Genomic DNA, 24,866 nt, shown 5'->3' with positions numbered 1-24,866 from the left:
CGTGGTTTTGATTTATTGTTTGGCGACGATTATCAGATCATAAATGAAGCCTTTTTTCTATCTAAAAATAAACGGTTATTGCTTAAGATCCTGTCTATGAGTAGTGGCATTAGTAATAACCCCATTAACGCAGAGGCCAGTGTAATGAGGGTAAACATACCAGACCAGTCATAATAATTAATGACTTGGCTCAATGGCCAGCCTGCGATAGCTGCGCTCAGGTAGGAATATAATCCGAGATAGCCTGTGACAGTACCCGCAGCACTCTTATGGCAATATTCTGTCGCGGCTAGTCCGATTAACATTTGTGGGCCAAAGACAAAGAAACCAATACTAAAAATACAGGTAGCCAGTAGGGTTCTATTTTGTATGGGGATTAGCCAAAGTGCTGTGACCGAAAAAAACAATCCCAGAGAAAACAATAAAATCATAGGTGCTCGCTGACTACGAAAAAGTAAGTCAGAACCCCATCCTGAGCAGAGTGCTCCTAACAGCCCTCCTAATTCAAATAGTGAAAGGATAGTATTTGTATTGAGTAAATCAGAACCATGTTTTTCTGATAACCAAAGACTTCCCCAGTCGTGTATTGCTGTCCTGATGAAATAGATCAAGACATAGGAAATACCAAGTAACCAGATAATGCGATTGAACACGATTGTTTCTTTTAAAATTTTTATCATTGGCATTGGTGGCGATAGTTTTTCCTGTTTGAGCTCCAGATGATCTTGCCGCCAGCTCCCAATACTGGGTAATCCATGTTCCTGCGGAGTACCACGTAACTGCTGACATAACCAAATTCCAAGTAAGATACTAATGATCCCAGGAAACAGAAGAGCAGCCTTCCAACTATATACTGTCGCCAAGAGTGTTGATAGTAGTGTTAAAAGTATCCCACTGATATTAATTGAAATATTCCAGCATCCCCACCAGAATCCCCGTTCATTACGTGAATACCAGTAAGTTAGTAGACGCGCACATGGAGGCCATCCCCACCCTTGAAAAAAACCATTCAGTGTCCAGACAACTAATATGGCCGACAATGAAGAACAAAATGTAAGAATAATATTAAGTATTCCGGTTATTAATAATCCAACGCCCATAAACCAACGATAACCTGTATGGTCATGGAAAATTCCGGATATAAATTTTGAAATTCCATAAGCAAGATAAAACAAGCTGGCTATCCAACCAATATCATTTTTATCTAACACTAGTTCTATTTGCATTGCTGGCATAACAACGTTCAAACTCCTTCGTGTAATTTGAAATGCTGCATAGCCGATCAATATTGATATCAGTAAATGAACTCTCCAATATCTATATTCCTGCGAAATTCTGGTATTGTATTCGGAAGTTATCATGCTGCTTCTCCATGAAAATAATTCTATATTAATAAATCACTTATCCGTTTTATTTCTTTATTAACTATTTCTATTCTCCGGTTATATTCCGCGATATCATATATAATGAATGATTTTCTTATTCAATATTTTTATTGGAACTTATAGGTAAATTAATCACAATATGGGTTCCGTTTTGTGTTTTTAATAACCAATTTCCGCCAAGTATTTTGACTCTCTCTTCAATACCTTTTAATCCAAAACCAGCATTTTTCTTTCCTTCAATGATACCAACACCGTTGTCGCTGATGTGAAGTTTAATAAAACTTCCTTTTTGTTTTAGTGTAATGATTATCATATTGGCACCTGAATGTTTATTAATGTTGTTCAGCAATTCCTGAATTATCCTATATAGAGTTAAAATAACAGTACTATTCTTGGGAGGCTGTAATAATTGATAATTGAACTGACAGATAATATTTCTCTCTTCAAAAGAAAACTCATTTACTAAATGGTGAATCGCTTGTTCAAATGACATTTCATCTAATACAGGAGGACGTAGTTCTCGAAGAAGTTGACGAGTAGAGTGGTGGATTTTCTGAGCGAGAGATTTAATTTGCTCAGCTGCTTTTATCGTTAATGGAGAATCTGCCTTCCGTTTCACTAAGGTAGATTGAATTTGAATTGCAGTAATATTTTGTCCAATCTCATCATGTAATTCTCTGGCAATATTTTTACGAATGTCTTCTTCAATATGAACTATTTTTTGCATTAGAGTTTGGCGTGCAGCTAACTCCTCTTCGAGTTGTGTGCGATAACGATTAAGATTCTCTGTTAATCGCTGCAAATGGATAAGATTACCTGCCAATTGCTGTTGACGGCTGATGGCAATACCAAGCCCTATACCCAATAGAGCTTGTGTTGTTAAGAAAATTTCCAGCTCTTGTAATTCACTGAAGGAACCACTGAAATGGCGAGCAGATGTTACAATCAGGCTGCCTAATAACGCGGAGAAAACCCCTCCTTGCCAGCCGTAACGATAGGCCATAACCACATTGGGTATAAAGACTAAAATTGACAGAATTCCTTCAATTTGGGGTGATAAAAAGAATTGGCCACTTAAGCCGAGTAAGCTGAATAAAAAACACCACATTAGCAATGATGTGCGTAATTGAGGGTATGATAAGCTATCAGTAATATTTTGTTTTTTAATAACTTGTTCATATAAGTAGATATAAATTAGATAAATAAAAGGAGATAGGAGGACACCACCAGTTAACGATGTGAGAAAAATAATATTTGCTTTACTGGGCAATAAAAAACTTAAGAAAAAAGTTTGTAAAAGACTATTAGCTATTACACCAGACAGCAAAACAGATATTTGTTGCCAATAAAGAGAATAATATCCCCATATTTTTCTTATGATTATTACTGTGGCTAAACTGATAAGTGGAGAAAGTAAAATACTTATGTTTGTGATCAGTTGCTCATGATTAAACCATATTAATATGCTTAGTTCGCTTATAATAAGAATAAGGATATAACGTTTCCATAATAAAATCATCAATACCAGCCTCAGCCCCTGAGGTAAAAAAAGGGCTGCCTGCTGTCCATTTTTACTCAAATAAAAACTGATTATCCATAAGGAAATCCAGGTAAATGAATAGAAAATCAGCAGAAACAGAGATTGCAAACCAAAGCGTGTTTTCCAATTCATCTATTAGCCTGTAATAATTTGGTGTTTTAATGCGTAATGAACTAGCTCAATGGTGGACTCACACTGTAATTTACTGAGAATATTCGCGCGGTGGACATGGACAGTTTTAGGGCTCAGTTTAAGTTGCTCCGCGATATTTTTGGCATTTATTCCATGAATTAAAAGATTAAAAACTTCTCGCTCCCGTGGCGTTAGTATTTGTAGGGCATCTAATTCGTGAGGTTTTTGGCGCAGAGCCTTCATGGCATCGGCACAAAGGTAAACTTCACCTTTATGGACTGTACGTACTGCTTGCACCAACTCTTCTGCTCCACAACATTTTGTCAGATAACCACGAGCACCAGAATCAAGCGCAGTTTGCACAAGTGCGGCAGTGTCATAAATGCTGAGCATAATAGTATAAAAATTTGGACGCTTGGGGCGCAGTCGTGCAAGGAGTTGCAAACCGTTTTCATGTGGCATGGCAATATCCATAATCGCTATGTCAATATTTTTTATTAGCAGATCAGGCCATGCTTCTTTACTGTTACTGTACTGCCCTACGATCGTAATATCATCTTCAAGTGTCAGTAGTTGGGCAAATCCTGAACGAACCACAACATGATCATCGATAAGTGCAACTTTTATCTTCATTTTTCGTTATAGGGTATTTATTATAAATTATTTATATATCATGATGTTCATGAAAAAAAATTAGTGCAACTAAATGCGTTAAATTTGCAATGAAGATAACAAATTAGATTGTTTCTCTGATTAATAACTCTCCTTTTGGTTTTTTAACGTGATTATTTCCATTCTGATTTATTTGTTTTTTCTGACGGTTTCTGACAGAAAATCAATATTAACGCACAAATAAATATGAATTATTTTTAAGTTATCCCTCCTCATGGAAGGAAAAGCTAAATATAATTCGAATAGTAGTTTGGCTTTATTTGACAATAAAAATGCATTAGCTATTTATTGATATGGAAAGCGATTTTACGAGTTGTTTAAATAACATTATTTTGAATTGGATATTTTCTTATATATAGTGAATTATAAACATTTTTTATTTAACACTAATATTTCTTCATGTAAAAAGGTCGTATAAATGAAAGCACTTATCGTAATTGACATGTTGAATGATTTTGTAACTGGTGTTCTCGCAAATGAAGCCAATGTAATTCCAATTGTTCCTGTAATACAGAAAATGATCAATTATGCCAGAAGTAAGTCTGATTGGTTGGTTGTATATTCTAATGATTCACATTGGGAAAATGATCGGGAAATGGCTATTTGGGGTAGGCATGCCATGAGGGGGACATTTGGTGCTAATGTCATTGATGCTCTGGCTCCCATAGGTGCAAAGCGCGAAATCGTTTCTCCCAAGCGGTTTTATGGTGCTTTTGATGGCACAAATCTTGATGCTGTTTTTAAACAATATGGTGTGACAGAAGTGATACTGACCGGCCAGCATACCGATTGTTGTGTCAGGCACACGGCTTATGGTGCGTTTGTTCGCGGCTATGAGATGAAAGTATTATCTGATGCTGTTTGTGTTTTTCTGGAACCAGATCAAAATAAAGCCCTTAATTATCTTCAATCAATTTATGGCGTTGAAATTACGACAAGTACAGAGCTTGGTGTATATATACCATAAGTATGGGCTGAATTAAGCCATTTATATTCCAGAGTAAAACTTTATCAGGTAGGTAACTTTAAAGGCTACGGATATGAATACATATAATATGACTGGCAGATAAAGTATCTGCCAGTAAATTTATTGAAACGAAAGGAGAATATTTAGATCTCTGGTAAATTACGACCGTAATATATTTCCTGTATCTCTTTTTTTAGCAGGCGGCTAATTTCCTGCTTTTCTGTTTCGTGTAGCTCTTCAGCTGTGGTGTTAAATAAATATTCATTCAGGTCAAATTCTTTCAGCATCATTTTGGTATGAAAAAGATTTTCCTGAAAAATATTCACATCCATCATATGGTATTGAGATTGTATCTCTTCAGTCACGTAATTTTGAATGGAACTAATTTCATGATCGATATACAGTTTTACTCCGTCAATATCCCGGGTAAAACCACGAACACGGTAATCCATTGTGACAATGTCAGATTCTAATTCATGGATCAGATAATTCAGTGCCTTGAGTGGTGAAATTACACCACAAGTGGACACTTCAATATCTGCCCTGAATGTGCATATGCCGCCATCAGGATGGCTTTCCGGATAGGTATGAACACAGATATGGCTCTTATCCAGATGGGCGACGACAGAATCAGGAAGAGGCCCCGGGTTTTCCGTATTATCCACCAGTTTGGGGTCTACGGGTTCTTCACTCATCAGAATAGTTACGCTTGCCCCTTGAGGGTCATAGTCTTGACGGGCAATGTTAAGAATATTTGCACCAATGATTGAACAGGTTTCACTGAGGATTTCAGTTAAGCGGTTTGCATTGTACTGTTCATCAATGTACGCGATATAACTGTCGCGATCGGCTTTCGTTTTTGCATAACAAATATCGTAAATACAGAAACTTAAGCTTTTTGTGAGATTGTTAAAGCCGTGCAATTTCAGTTTACGCAATTTATTTCACCTCCCGGCATGGGTGACTATTGGTTTCCAGATAGAGAATCCAGCAAATATTGTGGCAGAGCAAAGCAGCCTGCATGTATGGCTGGGGTGTAATAACGGCAGGTTATCGCCGCATTATTGAAACGCTGTTGCAGAATTTCCAGAGGCGTCTGACGTAGGGCTGGGTTTTGTGTCGCCCATGCAAACGTCATGATCCCACCGTAATAAGTAGGAATAGCGGCTTGATAAAAACTGCTGTCAGCAAAATAGTGGCTCAGTTTTTTGTGGCTTGTGATGGCTTCATCCTGTTGCAGGAAACAAACACCATTCTGAGCGACAAAAACACCTCCTTCATTCAGGCAGCGAGCACAGCCTTCATAAAATTCAGATGTGAATAAACTTTCGCCGGGCCCTTCCGGGTCGGTACAATCGGAGATGATGACATCAAATTTATCAGAAGTTGTATTAACAAAGTTGACACCGTCATCAATGACGAGTTTGAAGCGGGGATCATCGTAAGCCCCTGCATTGTGGTTTGGCAGGTATTGTCGGCAGAATTCCACAACTCCGGCATCAATTTCTACCATAGTGATGCTTTCGAGATATTGATGGCGGCAAACCTCACGTAGCATCCCGCCATCCCCGCCACCAATAATCAAAACGCGTTTGGCATGCCCATGAGCAAATAATGGTACATGCGCCATCATTTCATGATAAATAAACTCATCGCGTTCAGTGGTTTGTACTACACCATCAAGAGCCATAATGCGACCCAGTTCCGCATTTTCAAAAATTATGAGGTCCTGATGCTCGGTTTTATTGTGATAGAGCACATTTTCAACCGTGAAATACTGACCAAAGTTGGCATGTAATGTTTCATACCAAGTGCTTTGCTGTGACATGTATTGGTATTCCCCCATTGTGATCTCCCAATAATCAGGAGGCGCACATAATAGCCAACAATGGAATTAGTTGCACTGTGATATTTACCTGAAAGTGACAAGAAAGTTATTTTACATAAGCAAGCAGACTGAGGGAGTGCCGTGCAAGAGAGCGACATTTTAACTCATGGGTCAGGTTGATTCCCTTCAGGTCGTTGTAGCTCTGTTGATTTAGTTCCTCCATTAACTGACCATCATAATTCCCGAGATCCCATTTGTTACGCTGGGCAAAATAAGCAACTGTGCGCCTGATTTCCCTGTCGGGAATTTGGCTATAGCCACAATCATATTTTAGGTAGATGTAAACTGCTGTGAGATCAGCAAGATCTTCCGCTTCACTTTCGGACAAAGCTTTCACAGGTTGTGTGAAACCAAATAGAATCAGGACGTAAGTTAATAAGGCAAATTTTCTCATAGTTCCTATTATATTGATTTTCTACCGTTTTGCCTAAGTTAACATATTAATATCTTCATTAGCTAAACTTTATTTCCCTGAATTGGAAAATTTACTCATTTTAATTACTGCTAAAAATTTAATTATATGTTAATGAATATTTCATTCATTGATACTATGTCTTTAGCGGTATGACTACTCCTCCGTTAAGAATAACAATACGTAAGGCGAACACATGGATAACAAGATCATCGAAATACTTCAGTATGAATTAAAAAAAGGATGCGGTGAGCAGTTTCATGAAATTATGGTAAATATCAGTGTTCCGTTGCATCGCTCGCAGGGGATTGATGTTGTGAGTTTTGGTAACTCGCTGCATAACCCCGATTTTTATTATCTTATCCGGGCATTTAACGATATGGATGAGCTATCAGCTATACAGGCCAGATTTTATAAAAGCGATGAATGGCTCAATGGCCCCAGAACAGGGATTATTGAGAGAATAGATAAGAGCGTGAAAACGGTTGTCGAAATGCCTGTATCTGCTATAGATGCCTTACGAACTGATTAGCAGCAGAAGAAAAACTTTGTGTATAGCATTCATCTAAGCTCGGCATCCTCTTTTACCGCAAACGATACCTTCTGGTATACTCCGCAAATATTTTTGTTCTCATGTTTTCTTATGTGCCCGTCTTCGTGCGACTAACTGTATATCACTCGGTGTATCAATATTGGTGATTTATCACATGATTAAATATGGGTTTATTGTTTTAAAACAAATAGGTATGTGAAATTGAAACATATTGTAGAAGTGATGATCTCCGAGCAGGAGGTTAAACAACGTATTACTGAATTGGGACAACAGATTACAGAGCATTACCGCAATAGTGATCGTGAACTGGTATTGGTTGGCCTGCTGAGAGGATCGTTTATTTTTATGGCCGATTTGTGCCGTGAAATTCAGGTTTCTCATGAAGTGGATTTTATGACTGCATCCAGCTATGGCAACGGAATGGACTCTACCCGAGATGTGAAAATCCTGAAAGATCTGGATGAAGATATTCGTGGTAAAGATGTATTAATCGTTGAAGATATTATCGATTCAGGTAATACACTGAATAAAATTCGTGAGATTTTGTCTCTGCGTGAACCAAATTCTCTGGCAATTTGTACGCTACTGAACAAGCCATCCCGTCGTGAAGTTGATGTGCCTGTTGAGTGGATCGGTTACTCAATTGAAGATAAATTCGTGGTTGGTTATGGCATCGATTATGCTCAGCGTTATCGTCATTTGCCTTATATCGGTCATGTTACTCTGCTGGAAGAGTAAACTTTTGCAATGATGCAAAAAGTTATTGGTTTAAATGGCAGCGAAGGCTGCCATTTATTTTTATGTAAGCGGGTTACTTTTTGCGCGCCAGCTTAGAGATAGCCTGACGGTAGTTAAGTTCCAGTTTTTCACGACTGTCTGCGGTAATATCCAGATCATGCAGTTCGCCATCTTTCAGGCCATATACCCAGCCATGGATCATGACTTTTTGTCCGCGCTTCCACGCTGATTGCATAATAGTTGAGTGGCCAAGGTTATAAACCTGTTCAATCACATTCAGCTCACATAGGCGGTTCAGTCGATCATTAGGTGGTAATTCTCCAAGCATTGAGCTGTGTTTGTACCATAAATCACGAATGTGGAGCAGCCAGTTATTGATTAAACCTAATTCCGTACCGTTTACCGCTGCTTCAATACCACCACATCCGTAATGACCACAGATGATTATGTGTTCAACCTGTAAAACATCGACAGCATACTGTACAACAGATAAACAATTTAAATCGGTATGTATAACTAAATTTGCAACATTCCGGTGAACGAAAAGATCACCCGGTGCAGCATCAATCAGTTTTTCAGCAGGAACACGGCTATCAGAACAGCCTATCCATAGAAAATGTGGCTTTTGTGCTTTGGATAATTCCTTGAAGAAATGCGGGTTTTCTTCAGTTACGGACTCTGACCACTGCTTGTTCCGGGCAAACAGCTCTTCAATTTTTCTCATCATGACTAATAGCCTGGCAACATTTTTGAGATAGAATCATATACAACATTAATTGAGAATTTAATATTTAATTGAGTAATGTTTTTGAGTTGATCCCTATCATTGAAAAGAAGTGCAGGGAAAATAATGGCATAATCTCCATCTTGCACTCAAAAATAGTGAAGAATAAAGGTGTTGTTTACTTATGGCTTATGCATTGGAATTGACGCAGCTTACAAAAACCTATAACGGTGGAGTAAAAGCACTGCGTGGGATTGATCTGAAAGTGGAAACAGGCGATTTCTACGCGCTTTTGGGACCGAATGGTGCCGGGAAATCAACAACTATCGGTATTATTAGTTCTCTGGTCAATAAGAGCAGCGGTAAGGTTAACGTATTTGGATACGATATTGATACAGATCTGGTCAATGCTAAACGGCAACTGGGATTAGTTCCGCAGGAGTTTAATTTTAACCCATTTGAAACGGTGATTCAGATTGTGCTGAATCAGGCGGGATATTATGGCGTACCGCGCAATGTGGCACAGAGCAGGGCGGAAACCTATCTGTCACAGCTCGATCTCTGGGGAAAACGTAATGAACGGGCAATTCGTCTGTCAGGGGGAATGAAGCGCCGCCTGATGATCGCCCGCGCCCTGATGCATCAGCCTAAATTATTAATTCTGGATGAACCGACAGCGGGAGTTGATATCGAACTACGCCGCTCGATGTGGGACTTTTTGAAGACGCTGAATGAACAGGGAACCACGATTATTCTGACAACTCACTATCTGGAAGAAGCGGAAATGCTCTGCCGCAATATTGGCATCATTCAGCATGGTGAGCTGGTGGAAAATACCAGTATGAAAGATTTGCTCAGCCGACTGGAATTGGAAACGTTCTTGCTTGATTTAGCTCCTGAAGGAAATATGCCGGTTCTTCAGGGTTACAGCTATCGTCTGATTGATACGACGACATTAGAAGTTGATGTGAAGCGGGGACAGGGGCTAAATGATATTTTCTCCCAATTAAGTACGCAGGGTATTCAAATTAATAGTATGCGCAACAAAGCGAATCGTTTGGAAGAGCTGTTTGTTGGGTTGACAAATAATAGCCAAGGAGCTCATTTATGATCCAACTCTATTGGGTGGCTCTGAAAACCATCTGGATTAAGGAAATTACCCGCTTTGGGCGAATTTGGGTGCAAACTCTGCTGCCTCCCGTGATTACCATGTCTCTCTATTTTGTCATTTTCGGTAACTTAGTCGGCTCCCGTATTGGTGAAATGGGAGGCGTTGCATATATGCAGTTTATTGTTCCCGGGCTGATTATGATGTCTGTGATCACGAATTCATATTCAAATGTTTCCTCTTCTTTCTTTGGTGCTAAATTCCAGCGCAGTATTGAGGAGGTTCTGGTTGCTCCTGTTCCGACTCATGTCATTATTGCCGGGTTTGTTGGTGGAGGCGTTGCTAGGGGTGTGCTTGTCGGTATTCTGGTTACTGTGGTTTCCCTGTTTTTCATGCCATTGCAGATTCACTCATGGGGAATGGTGGTAATAACTCTGCTGGCAACATCAATATTGTTTGCACTGGCTGGTTTACTGAATGCCATTTTTGCGAAGACTTTTGATGATATCAGCATTATCCCGACGTTTGTTCTGACTCCGTTGACCTATTTGGGAGGCGTCTTTTATTCTCTGACCTTGTTGCCTGAATTTTGGCAGATGGTATCGAAGCTGAATCCTATCGTATATATGATCAGTGGGTTCCGCTATGGCTTTCTTGGTATTGCGGATGTCTCTCTGGCTATGACTCTGGGGATGCTGGGAGTGTTTATACTGGGTTTTTACTTACTGGCTTGGTATTTAATCGAATCCGGCAGAGGGCTGAGAACTTAAAACAGCTCGTACAAGTATGCTGCCTGACTGTATTGCACAATAGGGCAGCATACCGACTGGCTACCTTCCCTCTATTGCCTGCCGCTTTTTCTATATAAATCAGTTCCTGACAGCAACAATCGATTCGATTTCTATTTTCAAATCCGGGTGGACAAGATTTGAGATTTCTACCAGAGAACACGCGGGTAAATTACCTTCACAGAAGTTAAATAATAAAGGACGAATAAGCGGGAGTTGGCTGATATCCTTAACAAAGATAGTAAATTTAATTAAATCGGATTTGTAACATTTTTCCTGTTCAAGAATGGATGTCATTTGTTGGAGAATAGCAAGGGTCTGTGATTCAACATCATCCTGTAGTGATTCCGTACCCAGTGCGGTAAGCCCTGAAATATATAGTAAGCCTTGATGTTTTACCGCATGTACATAAGGGCCTTTCACTTGTGGAAGATTAGTATAATTTACTCTGGTAACCATGAGAGCCCCCTTATATAAAGTTCTGGAGTGGAACTATTTTGATATGGTTAAATCGTATCAGTAGTAAATACCTGAATAACTTCTGTCAAATCCAGTGATAAATAATACTTGGTATGGTCATACTCAAAGTGTTTTTTTAAAGCCTCCGGGCTAATGAATTTTTCCCACATGATAAATGTGTTCGGGTTTTCGTTTGATTGTTGGATGAAGAATATTTCACAACCCGGTTCTAACAATGTTTTTTCTTGTAAGGTTTTTAGCTCTTTGATAACGATATTAAGGTCTGTATTCTCTTTAGCTCTAATTTCCGCTGTGACAAAATAACCATTCTTATACATAGATTGTTTCCTTGTTTATTGAAAGGTATTTATATATAAATAGAGTGGCTATTTCAATGAGTTATTTTTTTATTATCTTTATAATACATAAAGGTTATTATTTTACTTGTTTAATATATCCTTAAATTGTTTAATCATGGGTAATGGGTTATTGAAGTTTATAAAATAAGATGACTGCCACTTTTGGGTTTGAATTGCTTGTTTAGAATTGGGTAAATCCCAAGAAGGGTATACACGGATAGCTCTTTTTCCATCATTAGTTTCAGATGCAAATATGCCTTTCTTGATCAAGATATCTGAATCAAACAAAAAAAAGCCTTTTTTATCTCCTGAAAAAGTGGCTATCAGACAAAAATCAATATTATCTTCAGGTTCAAACGGCATAATTTCTGCATCAGGAAAAGGCCTTTTCCATAGAGTGACAAATTGGCCGATTTTACGCGGAGTGATTTTAGCCTGACGAAAAAGGATTAATTTTCCATTCAAACAGAATTGTATTGCCTCATAATCACGGCTTTCATTTTCTCGGCAGGGTGGGGAACTCAGACTAAAACCAGCAGGAAATAATAGGTGGTTGTATATTTGATTAAAACTATCCGGCAAATTATTTTCAGTGTCAGTGAGTGGTGACAAGGTAAATTTCCTTTATTTATGACAAGTATTGAAAAATCATAAGCATAGGTGAATATTTTCAGAATATTCAAATAATAAGTCAATAAAAGAGTTCAGGTACATTTAATCATCATCAAAATCAATAAGATTAACGCCAGTAAAATGGCTATATCTCCGGCTGTCGGGATGAACAACGCGAGTATTTCCTTCAACAATAGTGATTCTATAACTATCCGGCATTTTATAGTTCAGTATGCGTGTACATACGTCTAGCGGTGACATATAAATGTGCTTTTGGCTCCAAGGAATAGAAATAATATCGCCTTTATACCCTATAGCCCAGCCAATTCTTGCTCTATTCCTGAAGTTGTGAACAAAGGTAGTTAAAAGATTCCCTAAACCACTTCTACAGGCTTTAATTGAGACTAAGCCAATGTTTTTTAATCCACAACTGATAAGTAATTCTGCAAGTTGCCTGCCATTGAATTCTCCCTCCCCGTCTATATAAATTGTGTTATTTACTGTGCCGTGTGCAAAAATAAGTAACTTGGAGTTGAGGTCACAATGCCTGAATGGCGGAGGATTACTATTCAAGGGTAAGAAATTGGTCATGCCGAGAGAGGCGTAACAGCGTGATGGCCTGACTCGATAACGCCGTCTGGCAGCATCTGCGGCTGAATAGATGTGACCATCGGAACTACACAGTAGGATAAAAACCTTTTCCCAAGACATAATCTATCACTCCATCAGAGTATGTTTTACAGTTAATTTTTAAACTGAAGGGACTATCAACTCAAGTTATAAATTTATTGCAGATACAAAAAACTCTCTACCTAAAAGGCAGAGAGTCTTATGCGGATGGAATAAACTGAATCAGTTGAGGTAAAGCGTCAGAGCCAGACCCGGTTTCATGTCTTTGACCTTGATGCTTTTATTCCAGTTCATCAAATCATTAAGATTCACACCGTGCCGTTTCGCAATGCTGGAAAAAGAATCACCTTTACGAACCTGATATTTAACAGGTTCATTACTATTCACTTCCTGACTATTGACTTTTAAAACCTGCCCGATTTTGAGCCTGTCAGCGGTTTTCAGACCATTTAATCTCTGTAGTTGATGGTGAGATGTCTTAAAACGCTTTGCGATAGCGGACAAGGTATCACCAGAACGAACGGTATAATGGTTCTGCTGATGTAACTGCCGAATATTTTGTGCAACGGCCAGCCGGATCTCATTCAGAACATTTTTATCTGTCAGAGAGTGTTTTAGCTGACTGGCATTTTCCTTTGGCAACATAATGTAATGTGGCCCATGAGGAGATGTCATGCCCTGCTTATAACCGGGGTTATAGGCTTTTATGGAGGTTAGGGGAAGCCCCGATAACTCAGCCGCCTGTGAGAGCGTGATTTGCTGCCCTACTTCAATTTTAGCCAGTGCTTGCTGATTGTTAGGTTTTGGTAATTTAAAGCCATATTTTTCGTTTTGACGAATGACATTACTGAGCGCCAGTATCTTAGGAACGTAATGCATTGTTTCACGTGGCAATGCCAATGACCAAAAATCAGTTGGTTTCCCCCGGGACTGATTTTCTCTGATCGCCCGCATAACGCGGCCTTCGCCACTATTATAAGCGGCTATAGTCAGTAGCCAGTCTCCGTTAAAACGTACATTCAAACGCTCAAGCATATTCAGGGCAGCGGTTGTGGATGCCGCAACATCTCGACGCGCATCGTACCATTTATCCTGCGTCAGCCCGTAATGGCGGCCTGTGCTGGGAATTATCTGCCATAAACCAACTGCGTTGGCGTAAGATGTAGCATGCGGATTAAAAGCACTCTCCACTATGGGAAGCAAAGCTACTTCCATAGGCATATGTCGCTGATCAATCTGTTCGACGATCCAGTACATATAGGGTTCTGCGCGTAACGCTACATTTTGGAGATAGCTCTTGTGTTTCAGGTAGTAATTCTGTTGTTCACGAACCCTGTTGTTATCAGGAATTTCCATCTTCAACTCATCACGGATATGTCCCCACAAATCTTGTTGAGCTGTCGGACTCTCCTTCCAGTTTGCAGTCTCCTCTGGTTCTGCAATACCGTTTGTTTTCTGACTCGTTGAAGACATCTTCTGTGTATGCTGCTGGGAAGGGGACTTTGGTTGCAGCCCCGACTGACACCCGGCAAGCAGGACAGATGCGAATAGGATCGCTTTTGTCTTCATATTCTGCTTTGATGTTTGCCTAAAAGGTGAGCAATCATACTGACCTATTACACAGAAGACAACCCGAAAAAATCAAAATCGATCTTTATAAGCCCTTAATTGCTGAAAAACAGAATAAAGTGGTATTGAATTAGGTTTAATACCGATATTTTTTTGTAAATCAATATCGTGACAATTTAGAAAAACGTTAATTTTTTTCTCTTTTTTCAATGTGGTAGGGACTGTTGCCTGATCTTTTTCGCGTAACGCGATAATTTTTTTATAATAATCTCTAATAGTCTGATTTTCCGGTAATACCGCCAGCGCAAATTCCATATTAGCGGCAGTATATTCATGGGCGCAGCAGATCAGAGTCTCATCAGGCAACGAGGCAATTTTCCCAAGGGAAGAAAACATCTGTTCAGCAGTACCTTCGAAGAGTCTGCCACATCCTGCTGAAAACAAAGTATCCCCACAAAATAGATAAGGCGCCTGATAGAAAGCAATATGTCCAAGGGTATGACCCGGTAGTGCGATAACCTGAAAGGAAAAGTGACCTGTTTCAATAAGATCATTTTCATGAACAATATGAGTTGCCCCTTTACTTTGAGTCTCTTCTGGGCCATATACAGGTAATTTAGGATGTTGTTTGAGCAGCCCGGCAACACCACCAACGTGATCGTGATGATGGTGTGTCAGCAGGATGGCTACGGGAATAAGTTGGCTGGCTGCTAAAATATCTATAACAGGCTGTGATTCAGCAGGATCAATAATGACACAATGTTTGTTTTCGTCGCAAAGTAACCAAATGTAGTTATCCGAAAGGGCCGGTAGCCTGATAAGCTTCATTATATGCCTCGTTTAGCAATCGATTTTATACTTAATAAGTTTCAAGATGCATCGCCGGAATAAGTGAGTGCAGCCAATAAAGCGGCAACTTGAAAGACGAAGAGTATAGTAGGTTGGATGGGAGATGACATGCAATCAGCTCGTGTAATCAAACAAATAACCCCGCCTGCTTCCTGGGCCGACTTACCATGGGGAGAGTATTACCGTGCCGCTTTGGAACGCCAGTTGGAACCGTGGTGGCCGAAAATTTTTGGTTTTCATTTAGTGAAAGTCGGTAATTTAAGCGCAGAAATTGACAGTCGTTCATGTCTCATCAGTCATCAGGTCAATATGGGGTTGAAAGGTGAAAGCATGAATGTGATTGCTGATCCTCATTATCTCCCTTTCGAGGCTAAATCAGTTGATGCCTGTTTACTGGCTCATATGCTGACTTATAGCGTTGACCCCCACTGGCTGCTCAGAGAGGTTGACAGGATCATGATCGATGACGGCTGGCTGATTATCTCCGGGTTTAATCCGCTCAGTCTACTGGGGTTAAGAAAATCTATCTCAACTGTGTGTCGCAGACGGTTTTATCGTGCCCAAATGTTTTCCAGATTGCGTCAATTGGACTGGCTCCGTCTGCTGAACTATGAAGTTTTGTATCATGCTAACTTCCATGTTTTACCGTGGAAAAGTGTCAATAGCCTGTATGAACCTTCGCTCTCCATGTTTGGCTGCCTGAATGTGATTATTGCCCGCAAGCGGACAATACCTCTGACTCTTAATCCCATGCGGGCAAGGTTGTTGAAACCCAAATTCAGTAACGCGCTAGGGGTAGTGAAAAGTTCTCATCAGCGCGATTAACAACATTTGATAAAACGGATTTTATTCAATATAGCCACTATCGGCCTGGGTCGGGGAATTAGCTGCGTTGCGGGCGAGTTCATCACATAATTCGTTTTCGCGATGACCGGTATGCCCCTTGACCCAATGCCATTCAATTTCGTGGGGCGAAATTGCTTTATCCAGCCGTTGCCACAGATCAACATTGATCACCGGGGACTTATCTGCTTTTTTCCAGCCCCGTTTTTTCCAGTTATGTATCCACTGGGTAATACCCTGACGAACATATTGGCTGTCAGTGGTAAGAGTAACTGTGCATGGCTCTTTGAGTGCTTCCAGCCCGGCAATAGCGGCCATCAGTTCCATCCGGTTGTTGGTTGTGCGGAAATAACCCTCATTTAAGGTTTTTTCCTTTTGTTTATAACGAAGTAAAACACCATATCCGCCGGGGCCGGGATTACCGAGGCAGGAACCATCGGTGAAAATTTCTACCTGTTTATTCATATTTGGTAGACTCTTCCTATATCATCTTCAATCAAACTCTAAGTCTGACACAAAAAAACACTATGAGCACTGCAATTACCCGTCAAATCATCCTCGATACTGAAACAACCGGTATGAATAAACTGGGCGTTCACTACGAGGGGCATAACATCATCGAAGTCGGAGCGGTGGAAGTGATTAACCGTCGTCTGACAGGGCGTCATTTTCACATTTATATTAAACCGGAACGTCTGGTTGATCCGGAGGCATTTGAGGTTCACGGGATCAGCGATGAATTTTTGCTGGATAAACCCGTATTTGCTGATATCGCGGATGAATTTATTGAATTTATTCGGGGCGCTGAACTGATCATCCATAACGCAACGTTTGATATCGGCTTTATGGATTATGAATTCAGTAAACTTAACCGGGGTATCCCGCCAACGGCTGAATTCTGTACGATTACCGACAGCCTGACGTTAGCAAGAAAGCTTTTTCCCGGTAAGCGTAATAACCTTGATGCGTTGTGTGATCGTTACCATATAGATAACTCGAAACGTAGCCTTCACGGGGCATTACTCGATGCCGAGATCCTGGCCGATGTCTATCTGGCGATGACTGGCGGTCAGACATCGCTGGCTTTTTCGATGGAAGGGGAAGCATCTAATAATGCTCAGGTTGCCGAAATTCAAAAAATCACCCGTCCACAGGCAGGGCTGAAAGTCATTTATGCTTCTGATGAGGAGTTACTTCAGCATGAATCCCGTTTAGATTTAGTGGAAAAGAAAGGGGGAAGTTGTTTATGGCGGGCAAAACCTGAACAGTTACACTGACAGGAATAGTGCCAAAATTGTTCTGAGTGACAATTAATTTGCCATTAAGGTGAAAAACTGCGCAAACACTCTGTTTCATTATAAAAATCGATTGACGGATTGTGCTGGTACTCGTATTATCCATCCCGTTCTCAACCAGAACACCATGCGGTGCGGTAGTTCAGTTGGTTAGAATACCGGCCTGTCACGCCGGGGGTCGCGGGTTCGAGTCCCGTCCGCACCGCCAGAATTTATAAGCCCTGAGTTTTTAACTCGGGGCTTTTTCATTTTTGCAGCTAACTCAAATCATTTTATAAAAATACGTTGTTGCTGAAAGTTCACCATTAGCATGAATGACGTAATTTGGAATCTGCCCGATTTCAATAAAGCCACATTTTCGGTAAAGAGCAGAAGCGGGATCATTTGTGCGGGTATCGAGTATCAGCAGACTTCGTTGATGCTGCTGTGCCAGACGTTCCAGTTCATCCATTAATTTGTTGCCAATCCCACGTCGGCGATAGTCTGTGTGTACCATTAGTTTTTCTACATCAGCCCGATGTTTTCCATTCTTTTTTCTGCAAAGGCAAAGCTGTACAGAACCTGCAATATTGTTATCTTCCATTGCAACCAACAGTAACCGATTACCGGATACCAGATCTTTCTCGACGTCTTGCCAGTATTGTGCGGCTTCATTTATTTCCAGTGGTGGAATAAAGCCAATAGATGCACCATCTTCGACACAGTTGTGTAGCAAGTTAATCAGTTCATCACATTTAGCGTTGATGGAATTTAATAGCATGATGTTTGGAACTGATATTGGATTTAACGCAGTGGTGTTTTTTGCCATTTATTATTCAGTCCGAAATGAGTAATGATTAAGCACTATATAAGTAAATCTGTTCTGAACATAAGAAAATGTGAGGGAGAGTGACTAAATGAACAACAGAATAAAAATAATTCAGGGTGATATCACCAAAATTGCTGTTGAAGCGATTGTTAACGCAGCTAATAGTTCTTTGCTGGGTGGCGGAGATGATTCACTCGCGTCTGTTTGATAACCAAAATATATTACAGGTGAATCTTATTTGTTTTGATGATGAAAATTATGACATTTATCGTTCTCTAACTTAGAAAGTTATATGAGCCAAATTGTTACTTGAATCACAATGTATTTTTAGTCAGAGGAAATTATCACATCTGAATTGCTATCCTGCTCCAAATCAGCAGAATACCAGTTTCTTCGACCTTGATTAACCCATTAATTATCGTGTCTAATACGTGGTTTCTCATTGCGCAAATCACGAGGTGAAATCAATCTTCATTTGCGCAAGTACACATCCGTTCCGGCATATTTGACTAAAATACGCCATAACAACGGGGAGAAATCAAGGAATTGATGCTAAATGAAAACTAAGATAGTTTTCGTTTATCTGGCATTAATGATTGCGGTTTGTATGCTGCGCTGCGAAAATTAGTTCTAGTTCACTAACGCTTTTATCCGACTTGGAGTAAAGAATGACCACTCGTAAAACCCTTGCTAATGCTATCCGCTTCTTGAGCATGGATGCTGTGCAGAAAGCAAAATCAGGGCATCCTGGTGCACCGATGGGAATGGCTGACATTGCTGAAGTTCTGTGGCGCGATTATCTGAACCATAACCCTGTCAATCCTAACTGGGCAGATCGTGACCGCTTTGTATTGTCCAATGGTCACGGCTCTATGCTGATTTACAGCTTGCTGCACCTGACTGGTTACGATGTTTCCATCGACGATCTGAAAAATTTCCGCCAACTGCATTCCAAAACCCCTGGTCATCCTGAATATGGTTATACTCCGGGTGTAGAAACAACAACCGGCCCACTGGGGCAGGGGATTGCCAATGCGGTTGGTTTCGCAATCGCAGAACGTACACTGGCAGCGCAGTTTAACCGTCCGGGCCACGATATCGTCGATCACCACACTTATGTATTCATGGGTGACGGTTGTATGATGGAAGGTATTTCCCATGAAGTCTGCTCGTTGGCAGGTACGCTGAAACTGGGCAAACTGATAGCTTTCTATGATGACAATGGCATTTCCATTGATGGTGAAGTAGAAGGCTGGTTCACTGATGACACCGCAGCACGTTTTGAAGCATACGGCTGGCATGTTATCCGTGGTGTCGATGGCCACGATTCTGATGCAATTTCAGCAGCAATTGAAGAAGCGCGTAAAGAAACTGGCAAGCCATCTCTGTTGATGTGCAAAACTATTATTGGTTTTGGCTCACCAAACAAAGCAGGCAAAGAAGAATGTCACGGTGCACCATTGGGAGATGCTGAAATCGAAGCAACCCGCAAAGCTCTGGGTTGGGAATATCCTTCTTTTGAAATCCCTCAGGATATTTATGCTGGCTGGAATGCGAAAGAAGCCGGTCAAGCAAAAGAAAACGCATGGGATGCAAAATTCGCAGCTTATGCTGAAGCTCATCCTGAACTGGCCGCAGAATTCAGCCGCCGTACCAGCGGTGAACTGCCGGAAAACTGGGAAGCAGAATCCAAGGCATTTATTGAAAATCTGCAACAGAATCCGGCTTCCATTGCCAGCCGTAAAGCATCACAAAATGCGCTGGAAGCATTTGGTCAGGTTCTGCCTGAATTTATGGGTGGTTCTGCGGATCTGGCGCCAAGTAACCTGACTATGTGGTCTGGTTCCAAACCTCTGAACGAAGTTCAGGATGGTAACTACATTCATTACGGTGTTCGCGAATTCGGTATGTCTGCCATCATGAACGGTATCGCTCTGCATGGTGGTTTTGTGCCTTATGGTGCGACATTCCTGATGTTTGTTGAATATGCCCGTAACGCAGTGCGTATGGCGGCACTGATGAAAATCCGTAGCATCTTTGTATATACTCATGACTCCATCGGTCTGGGTGAAGATGGCCCGACTCATCAGCCAGTTGAACAGATTGCCAGCCTGCGTGTAACACCAAATATGAGCACATGGCGTCCATGTGATCAGGTAGAATCTGCGGTTGCATGGAAATATGCAATTGAGCGTAAAGATGGCCCAACTTCTCTGATCTTCTCCCGTCAGAATCTGGCACAGCAGGAGCGTACTGCTGAGCAACTGGCAAACATCGAGAAAGGTGCTTACATCCTGAAAGATTGTGCGGGTCAGCCTGAGTTAATCCTGATTGCTACCGGCTCTGAAGTTGAACTGGCAGTGAAAGCTGCTGATCAACTGAGTGCAGAAGGTCGTAAAATCCGTGTTGTTTCCATGCCATCAACTGATGCATTTGACAAGCAGGATTCGGCTTATCGTGAAGCAGTACTTCCTGCCGCTGTTTCTGCCCGTGTTGCAGTTGAAGCCGGGATTGCTGATTACTGGTTCAAATATGTTGGCATAAACGGTGCTATCGTCGGTATGAAGACTTTCGGTGAATCAGCACCAGCTGACGCACTGTTCAAAGAGTTTGGTTTTACGGTTGAAAATGTGGTTGCTAAAGCAACAGCATTACTGAAATAACATATGAATCAAATCCCTTATCTTTTATGCGATAGCTTGAAAGATAAGGATAAAGCGCATCTGCATCAAACTTTGAGCCGATGCGCTCTTTTTTTACTCAAAATATTTTTATTATGCTGTTAACGAGCCTTGCTATTGCCCTTTTTTTCTCGTAGTCTTCCCTTATAATTAGCTGAACCGTTTCAGTTGTCGTATGCAAAATGTCTTGTCTGTCACAATCTGATTAATTTTATGATGAATCATCCGTACAATTTGCAGTTGCTCAGTTATCCTAAGCCGTTGCGTGAAACAGAGAAATTCAGGGAGTAACATGACAATCAGGGTAGCGATTAACGGTTTTGGGAGAATAGGCCGCAGTGTCCTGCGAGCACTCTACGAATCCGGGCGTCGGGCTGAAATTGCGGTTATCGCCATCAATGAGCTGGCTGATGCAGAAGGTATCGCTCACTTATTGAAATATGATTCCAGCCATGGGCGTTTTGCATGGGATGTGCGCCTGAACCATATAGGTTTGAATAATAAAGAACTGCACGTGGGAGATGACCGTATCCGGTTGTTTCATCAATCTGATATTTCGGATTTGCCGTGGAAAGAACTGGGTATTGATATTGTACTCGATTGTACCGGTAAGTATGGTGAACGTGCTGATGGGGAATCCCATCTCACCAGTGGCGCTAAAAAAGTCCTGTTTGCTCATCCGGGCGGAAATGATCTGGATGCGACCGTAGTATATGGCGTGAACCATGACCTGTTGTCTGCGGAAGATCGTATTGTTTCTAATGCTTCCTGTACAACAAATTGCATTATCCCGATTATTAAGGTGTTAGATGATGCGTTCAATATTGAATCAGGTACTGTGACAACAATCCACGCATCCATGAATGATCAGCCCGTGATTGATGCTTATCACAGTGACCTGCGTCGAACCCGTGCAGCCAGTCAGTCGATTATACCTGTTGATACAAAACTGGCAGCGGGGATCACTCGCATTTTCCCTAAATTCAGTAATCGGTTTGAAGCGATTTCTGTACGGGTACCTACCATCAATGTCACAGCGATTGATTTGAGCGTGACAGTGAGTACCGCTGTTAATGTCAGTGAGGTAAACCAACTACTGCAAAAATCAGCAGTGAGTTCGTTTCGTGGTATAGTGGATTTCACCGATTTACCGTTGGTCTCAACGGATTTTAACCATGATCCTCACAGTGCCATTGTGGATGGCACACAAACAAGAGTGAGTGGAAACCATCTGATTAAAACACTTGTTTGGTGTGATAATGAGTGGGGCTTTGCCAATCGTATGCTTGATACAGCATTGGCAATGGCTTCGAAGGGTTTCAAATAAACGGGTTTCAAATAAATCGTCTGTTGTATCAATAATGTTGTGCCGATTCTGTTAAATAATAATTTACTGAACAAACGGCATGCAGCAGAGGATTGAGTAATTTTATAGAGAATCAATGAGAGGATTCACCATGTCTGTAATTAAGATGACTGATTTAGATCTGGCGGGTAAACGTGTTCTGATCCGGGCTGATCTGAATGTGCCTGTAAAAGATGGCAAAGTTACCTCTGATGCGCGTATTCGTGCATCTTTGCCGACGATCGAGGCTGCACTGAATCAGGGAGCCAAAGTCATGGTTACTTCTCACCTGGGACGCCCAACTGAGGGAGAGTACAACGAAGAGTTTTCACTACAACCTGTCGTTGATTACCTGAAAGCAGCACTTTCTTCTCCTGTCCGTCTGGAGAAAGACTATCTGAGTGGTGTTGAAGTGGCGGAAGGCGAGTTAGTTGTTCTGGAAAACGTTCGCTTTAACAAAGGTGAGAAAAAAGACGACGAAACATTATCAAAACAGTATGCAGCATTGTGTGATGTCTATGTTATGGATGCCTTCGGGACAGCCCATCGTGCTCAGGCATCAACTCACGGTGTTGCTAAATTTGCGCCGGTTGCCTGTGCAGGCCCGTTGTTATCCGGTGAACTGGAAGCGCTGGGTAAAGCATTGCATAACCCGGCTCGCCCAATGGTAGCAATTGTGGGTGGTTCTAAAGTTTCTACCAAACTGACTGTTCTTGATTCACTGTCCAAAATTGCCGATCAGCTTATCGTTGGTGGTGGAATTGCCAATACTTTTGTTGCCGCAGAAGGTCACAATGTTGGTCGCTCCCTGTATGAAGATGATTTGATCCCGGAAGCGAAAAAGCTGCTGGAGAGCTGTGATATTCCAGTACCTACTGACGTTCGTGTGGCAACAGAGTTTTCTGAAACTGCTGAAGCGACATTGAAATCAACCAGTGAAATTAAAGATGAAGAGCAGATCCTCGATTTAGGCGATGCTTCTGCTGAACGCTTGGCTGAAATCCTGAAAAGTGCAAAAACGATTCTGTGGAATGGCCCGGTTGGTGTTTTTGAATTCCCGAATTTCCGTAAAGGAACCGAAATTATTGCCCATGCGATTGCAAATAGTGATGCTTTCTCGATTGCAGGTGGTGGTGATACTTTGGCGGCAATCGATCTTTTTGAGATTGCTGACAAAATCTCTTACATCTCTACAGGTGGTGGTGCTTTCCTTGAGTTTGTTGAAGGCAAAAAACTACCCGCCGTTGTGATGCTGGAAGAACGTGCTAACAGTAACTAAGTTGTGATAATAGGCAGTATATACTGCCTGTTCAATGTCAATACAGGACCACGTAACATGTCTAAAATTTTTGATTTCGTAAAACCGGGTGTCATCACTGGTGATGATGTTCAAAAAATCTTTGCCATCGCAAAAGAACATAATTTTGCTTTACCGGCAGTTAACTGTGTCGGTACTGATTCTATCAATGCTGTATTGGAAACAGCGGCAAAAGTACGTGCTCCGGTAATTATCCAGTTTTCCAATGGTGGTGCATCATTTGTAGCAGGTAAAGGTCTGAAAGCTGAAGGCCAGCAGGCGGCGATTCTGGGCGCTATTTCTGGTGCTTATCATGTGCATCAGATGGCAGAGCATTATGGTGTGCCAGTCATCTTGCATACCGACCACTGCGCACGTAAATTGCTGCCGTGGATTGATGGTCTGTTAGATGCAGGTGAGAAGCACTATGCTCAGACAGGCAAGCCTTTGTTCTCTTCCCACATGATTGACCTGTCAGAAGAATCTTTGGAAGAAAACATCGAGATTTGCAGTCAGTATCTGGCGCGCATGGCGAAAATTGACATGACGCTGGAAATCGAGTTGGGTTGTACCGGTGGTGAAGAAGATGGCGTTGATAACAGCCATCTGGACAGCTCCTCTCTGTACACCCAGCCAGAAGATGTGGCTTATGCTTATGAAAAACTGAACGCGATTAGCCCACGTTTCACTATTGCGGCATCTTTCGGTAATGTTCACGGTGTTTATAAACCGGGTAACGTTAAACTGACACCAAAAATTCTGCGTAATTCTCAGGACTATGTTTCAGAGAAATTCAACCTGCCACACAATAGCTTGGATTTCGTTTTCCACGGTGGTTCCGGCTCTACAGCAGAAGAAATTCAGGAAGCAGTCAGCTACGGTGTAGTGAAAATGAATATTGATACCGATACCCAATGGGCAACTTGGGAAGGTATTCTGAACTACTACAAGAAAAATGAAGGCTATCTGCAAGGTCAATTAGGTAACCCGGAAGGTGCGGATAAACCTAATAAGAAATTCTATGATCCACGTGTTTGGTTGCGAGCCGGTCAGGCTTCCATGATAGTTCGTCTGGAACAGGCTTTCAAAGAACTGAATGCGGTTGATGTGCTGTAATTTTCAACCATGATTGGCATGGATTGAACTAGTTCTGGTTGATTAAGGTAGTTTGTTAATTCCCGCCTGTTATTTTCATTATTAACGGCGGGAATT

At 41.3% G+C, this 24,866-nt stretch carries 26 protein-coding genes, 1 tRNA gene and 1 pseudogene; 13 read left to right on the top strand and 15 right to left on the bottom strand.

Features of this window, described 5'->3' with window-relative positions; genetic code table 11:
- Window positions 1–32: 32 nt before the first annotated feature.
- From uhpC to Xinn_RS10380, 3 genes are all read right to left on the bottom strand, one after another.
- Entirely contained in the window at window positions 33–1,361 is a 1,329-nt protein-coding gene (gene uhpC / locus Xinn_RS10390; RefSeq protein ID WP_099137647.1) for an MFS transporter family glucose-6-phosphate receptor UhpC, read from the bottom strand.
- A gap of 118 nt (window positions 1,362–1,479) precedes the next feature.
- Complete coding sequence (locus tag Xinn_RS10385; RefSeq protein ID WP_086955780.1) at window positions 1,480–3,057, bottom strand: MASE1 domain-containing sensor histidine kinase; 1,578 nt, start codon at window positions 3,055–3,057, stop codon at window positions 1,480–1,482.
- Between the two features lie 3 nt (window positions 3,058–3,060).
- The gene (locus Xinn_RS10380; RefSeq protein ID WP_086955781.1) at window positions 3,061–3,690 is read right to left on the bottom strand and encodes a response regulator transcription factor; all 630 of its coding nucleotides are present in this window, start codon (window positions 3,688–3,690) and stop codon (window positions 3,061–3,063) included.
- Between the two features lie 457 nt (window positions 3,691–4,147).
- Here Xinn_RS10380 and Xinn_RS10375 point away from each other — a divergent pair, with 457 nt between their 5' ends.
- A complete protein-coding gene (locus Xinn_RS10375; RefSeq protein WP_086955783.1) occupies window positions 4,148–4,696 on the top strand; it encodes a cysteine hydrolase family protein in 549 nt (182 codons plus the stop codon).
- 143 nt (window positions 4,697–4,839) lie between these two features.
- Here Xinn_RS10375 and speD read toward each other — a convergent pair whose 3' ends face one another.
- The 3 genes from speD to Xinn_RS10360 all read right to left on the bottom strand — a co-directional run bounded on the left by speD (window position 4,840) and on the right by Xinn_RS10360 (window position 6,978).
- Complete coding sequence (gene speD, locus Xinn_RS10370) at window positions 4,840–5,634, bottom strand: adenosylmethionine decarboxylase (protein WP_086955785.1); 795 nt, start codon at window positions 5,632–5,634, stop codon at window positions 4,840–4,842.
- A 26-nt stretch (window positions 5,635–5,660) separates the two neighbouring features.
- On the bottom strand, window positions 5,661–6,524 hold the full coding sequence (gene speE, locus Xinn_RS10365; RefSeq protein WP_086955786.1) for a polyamine aminopropyltransferase: 864 nt from the start codon (window positions 6,522–6,524) through the stop codon (window positions 5,661–5,663).
- 106 nt (window positions 6,525–6,630) lie between these two features.
- Window positions 6,631–6,978 (bottom strand): YacC family pilotin-like protein, encoded by a 348-nt coding sequence (locus tag Xinn_RS10360; RefSeq protein ID WP_086955787.1) that lies wholly within the window; start codon window positions 6,976–6,978, stop codon window positions 6,631–6,633.
- A gap of 214 nt (window positions 6,979–7,192) precedes the next feature.
- Here Xinn_RS10360 and Xinn_RS10355 point away from each other — a divergent pair, with 214 nt between their 5' ends.
- Both Xinn_RS10355 and hpt read left to right on the top strand, forming a co-directional pair.
- Window positions 7,193–7,528: an NIPSNAP family protein gene (locus tag Xinn_RS10355; RefSeq protein WP_086955789.1), complete on the top strand. Its 336-nt coding sequence runs from the start codon at window positions 7,193–7,195 to the stop codon at window positions 7,526–7,528.
- Between the two features lie 222 nt (window positions 7,529–7,750).
- Window positions 7,751–8,287: a hypoxanthine phosphoribosyltransferase gene (gene hpt, locus Xinn_RS10350; RefSeq protein ID WP_086955791.1), complete on the top strand. Its 537-nt coding sequence runs from the start codon at window positions 7,751–7,753 to the stop codon at window positions 8,285–8,287.
- Window positions 8,288–8,360: 73 nt separating this feature from the next.
- Here hpt and can read toward each other — a convergent pair whose 3' ends face one another.
- Window positions 8,361–9,014: a carbonate dehydratase gene (gene can, locus Xinn_RS10345; RefSeq protein ID WP_086955792.1), complete on the bottom strand. Its 654-nt coding sequence runs from the start codon at window positions 9,012–9,014 to the stop codon at window positions 8,361–8,363.
- 181 nt (window positions 9,015–9,195) lie between these two features.
- On the opposite strand from can, the gene Xinn_RS10340 reads away from it, so the two are divergent.
- The gene (locus tag Xinn_RS10340; protein WP_086955794.1) at window positions 9,196–10,122 is read left to right on the top strand and encodes an ABC transporter ATP-binding protein; all 927 of its coding nucleotides are present in this window, start codon (window positions 9,196–9,198) and stop codon (window positions 10,120–10,122) included.
- Entirely contained in the window at window positions 10,119–10,889 is a 771-nt protein-coding gene (locus Xinn_RS10335) for an ABC transporter permease (protein WP_086955796.1), read from the top strand. The genes Xinn_RS10340 and Xinn_RS10335 overlap by 4 nt, the downstream gene beginning before the upstream one ends.
- Window positions 10,890–10,988: 99 nt before the next feature.
- Here the strand turns inward: Xinn_RS10335 and Xinn_RS10330 are convergent, their stop codons facing one another.
- The 6 genes from Xinn_RS10330 to gloB form a co-directional block, all read right to left on the bottom strand.
- On the bottom strand, window positions 10,989–11,366 hold the full coding sequence (locus Xinn_RS10330) for a RidA family protein (RefSeq protein ID WP_086955798.1): 378 nt from the start codon (window positions 11,364–11,366) through the stop codon (window positions 10,989–10,991).
- 47 nt (window positions 11,367–11,413) lie between these two features.
- A complete protein-coding gene (locus Xinn_RS10325; protein ID WP_086955800.1) occupies window positions 11,414–11,704 on the bottom strand; it encodes a putative quinol monooxygenase in 291 nt (96 codons plus the stop codon).
- 102 nt (window positions 11,705–11,806) lie between these two features.
- Window positions 11,807–12,337, bottom strand: a complete 531-nt coding sequence (locus Xinn_RS10320; protein WP_086955801.1) for a MepB family protein — start codon at window positions 12,335–12,337, stop codon at window positions 11,807–11,809.
- 102 nt (window positions 12,338–12,439) lie between these two features.
- Window positions 12,440–13,048, bottom strand: a complete 609-nt coding sequence (locus tag Xinn_RS10315) for a hypothetical protein (protein ID WP_086955803.1) — start codon at window positions 13,046–13,048, stop codon at window positions 12,440–12,442.
- Window positions 13,049–13,189: 141 nt separating this feature from the next.
- Window positions 13,190–14,536 carry a murein transglycosylase D gene (mltD, locus tag Xinn_RS10310; protein ID WP_086955805.1) on the bottom strand — a complete coding sequence of 449 codons (1,347 nt, stop codon included), beginning with the start codon at window positions 14,534–14,536 and terminating at the stop codon, window positions 13,190–13,192.
- Window positions 14,537–14,608: 72 nt separating this feature from the next.
- A complete protein-coding gene (gene gloB / locus Xinn_RS10305) occupies window positions 14,609–15,364 on the bottom strand; it encodes a hydroxyacylglutathione hydrolase (protein WP_086955807.1) in 756 nt (251 codons plus the stop codon).
- A 129-nt stretch (window positions 15,365–15,493) separates the two neighbouring features.
- Here gloB and Xinn_RS10300 point away from each other — a divergent pair, with 129 nt between their 5' ends.
- Entirely contained in the window at window positions 15,494–16,210 is a 717-nt protein-coding gene (locus Xinn_RS10300; protein ID WP_086955808.1) for a methyltransferase domain-containing protein, read from the top strand.
- A 21-nt stretch (window positions 16,211–16,231) separates the two neighbouring features.
- Here Xinn_RS10300 and rnhA read toward each other — a convergent pair whose 3' ends face one another.
- On the bottom strand, window positions 16,232–16,693 hold the full coding sequence (gene rnhA / locus Xinn_RS10295; RefSeq protein ID WP_086955809.1) for a ribonuclease HI: 462 nt from the start codon (window positions 16,691–16,693) through the stop codon (window positions 16,232–16,234).
- Between the two features lie 62 nt (window positions 16,694–16,755).
- Between rnhA and dnaQ the strand changes: the two genes are divergently transcribed.
- On the top strand, window positions 16,756–17,505 hold the full coding sequence (dnaQ, locus tag Xinn_RS10290) for a DNA polymerase III subunit epsilon (protein WP_086956599.1): 750 nt from the start codon (window positions 16,756–16,758) through the stop codon (window positions 17,503–17,505).
- Between the two features lie 149 nt (window positions 17,506–17,654).
- Window positions 17,655–17,731: transfer RNA gene (locus Xinn_RS10285), tRNA-Asp, on the top strand.
- Between the two features lie 54 nt (window positions 17,732–17,785).
- Here Xinn_RS10285 and Xinn_RS10280 read toward each other — a convergent pair.
- Window positions 17,786–18,331 carry a GNAT family N-acetyltransferase gene (locus Xinn_RS10280; RefSeq protein WP_086955811.1) on the bottom strand — a complete coding sequence of 182 codons (546 nt, stop codon included), beginning with the start codon at window positions 18,329–18,331 and terminating at the stop codon, window positions 17,786–17,788.
- 88 nt (window positions 18,332–18,419) lie between these two features.
- Here Xinn_RS10280 and Xinn_RS22700 point away from each other — a divergent pair.
- The 5 genes and pseudogenes from Xinn_RS22700 to fbaA all read left to right on the top strand — a co-directional run.
- Window positions 18,420–18,515 (top strand): annotated as a pseudogene (locus Xinn_RS22700) (hypothetical protein); the annotation flags it as partial.
- A 484-nt stretch (window positions 18,516–18,999) separates the two neighbouring features.
- Window positions 19,000–20,994 (top strand): transketolase, encoded by a 1,995-nt coding sequence (gene tkt / locus Xinn_RS10270; protein ID WP_086955813.1) that lies wholly within the window; start codon window positions 19,000–19,002, stop codon window positions 20,992–20,994.
- A 310-nt stretch (window positions 20,995–21,304) separates the two neighbouring features.
- Window positions 21,305–22,339 carry an erythrose-4-phosphate dehydrogenase gene (gene epd, locus Xinn_RS10265; protein ID WP_086955815.1) on the top strand — a complete coding sequence of 345 codons (1,035 nt, stop codon included), beginning with the start codon at window positions 21,305–21,307 and terminating at the stop codon, window positions 22,337–22,339.
- A 130-nt stretch (window positions 22,340–22,469) separates the two neighbouring features.
- Window positions 22,470–23,636, top strand: a complete 1,167-nt coding sequence (gene pgk / locus Xinn_RS10260; protein WP_086955816.1) for a phosphoglycerate kinase — start codon at window positions 22,470–22,472, stop codon at window positions 23,634–23,636.
- A gap of 57 nt (window positions 23,637–23,693) precedes the next feature.
- Entirely contained in the window at window positions 23,694–24,770 is a 1,077-nt protein-coding gene (gene fbaA, locus Xinn_RS10255) for a class II fructose-bisphosphate aldolase (RefSeq protein ID WP_086955818.1), read from the top strand.
- Window positions 24,771–24,866: the final 96 nt, after the last annotated feature.

The sequence above is a fragment of the Xenorhabdus innexi genome (assembly GCF_002632485.1).
GTDB lineage: Bacteria > Pseudomonadota > Gammaproteobacteria > Enterobacterales > Enterobacteriaceae > Xenorhabdus > Xenorhabdus innexi.
The sequence above is the reverse complement of the archived record's forward strand: the minus strand, read 5'-3'. Positions and strand labels throughout refer to the sequence as shown.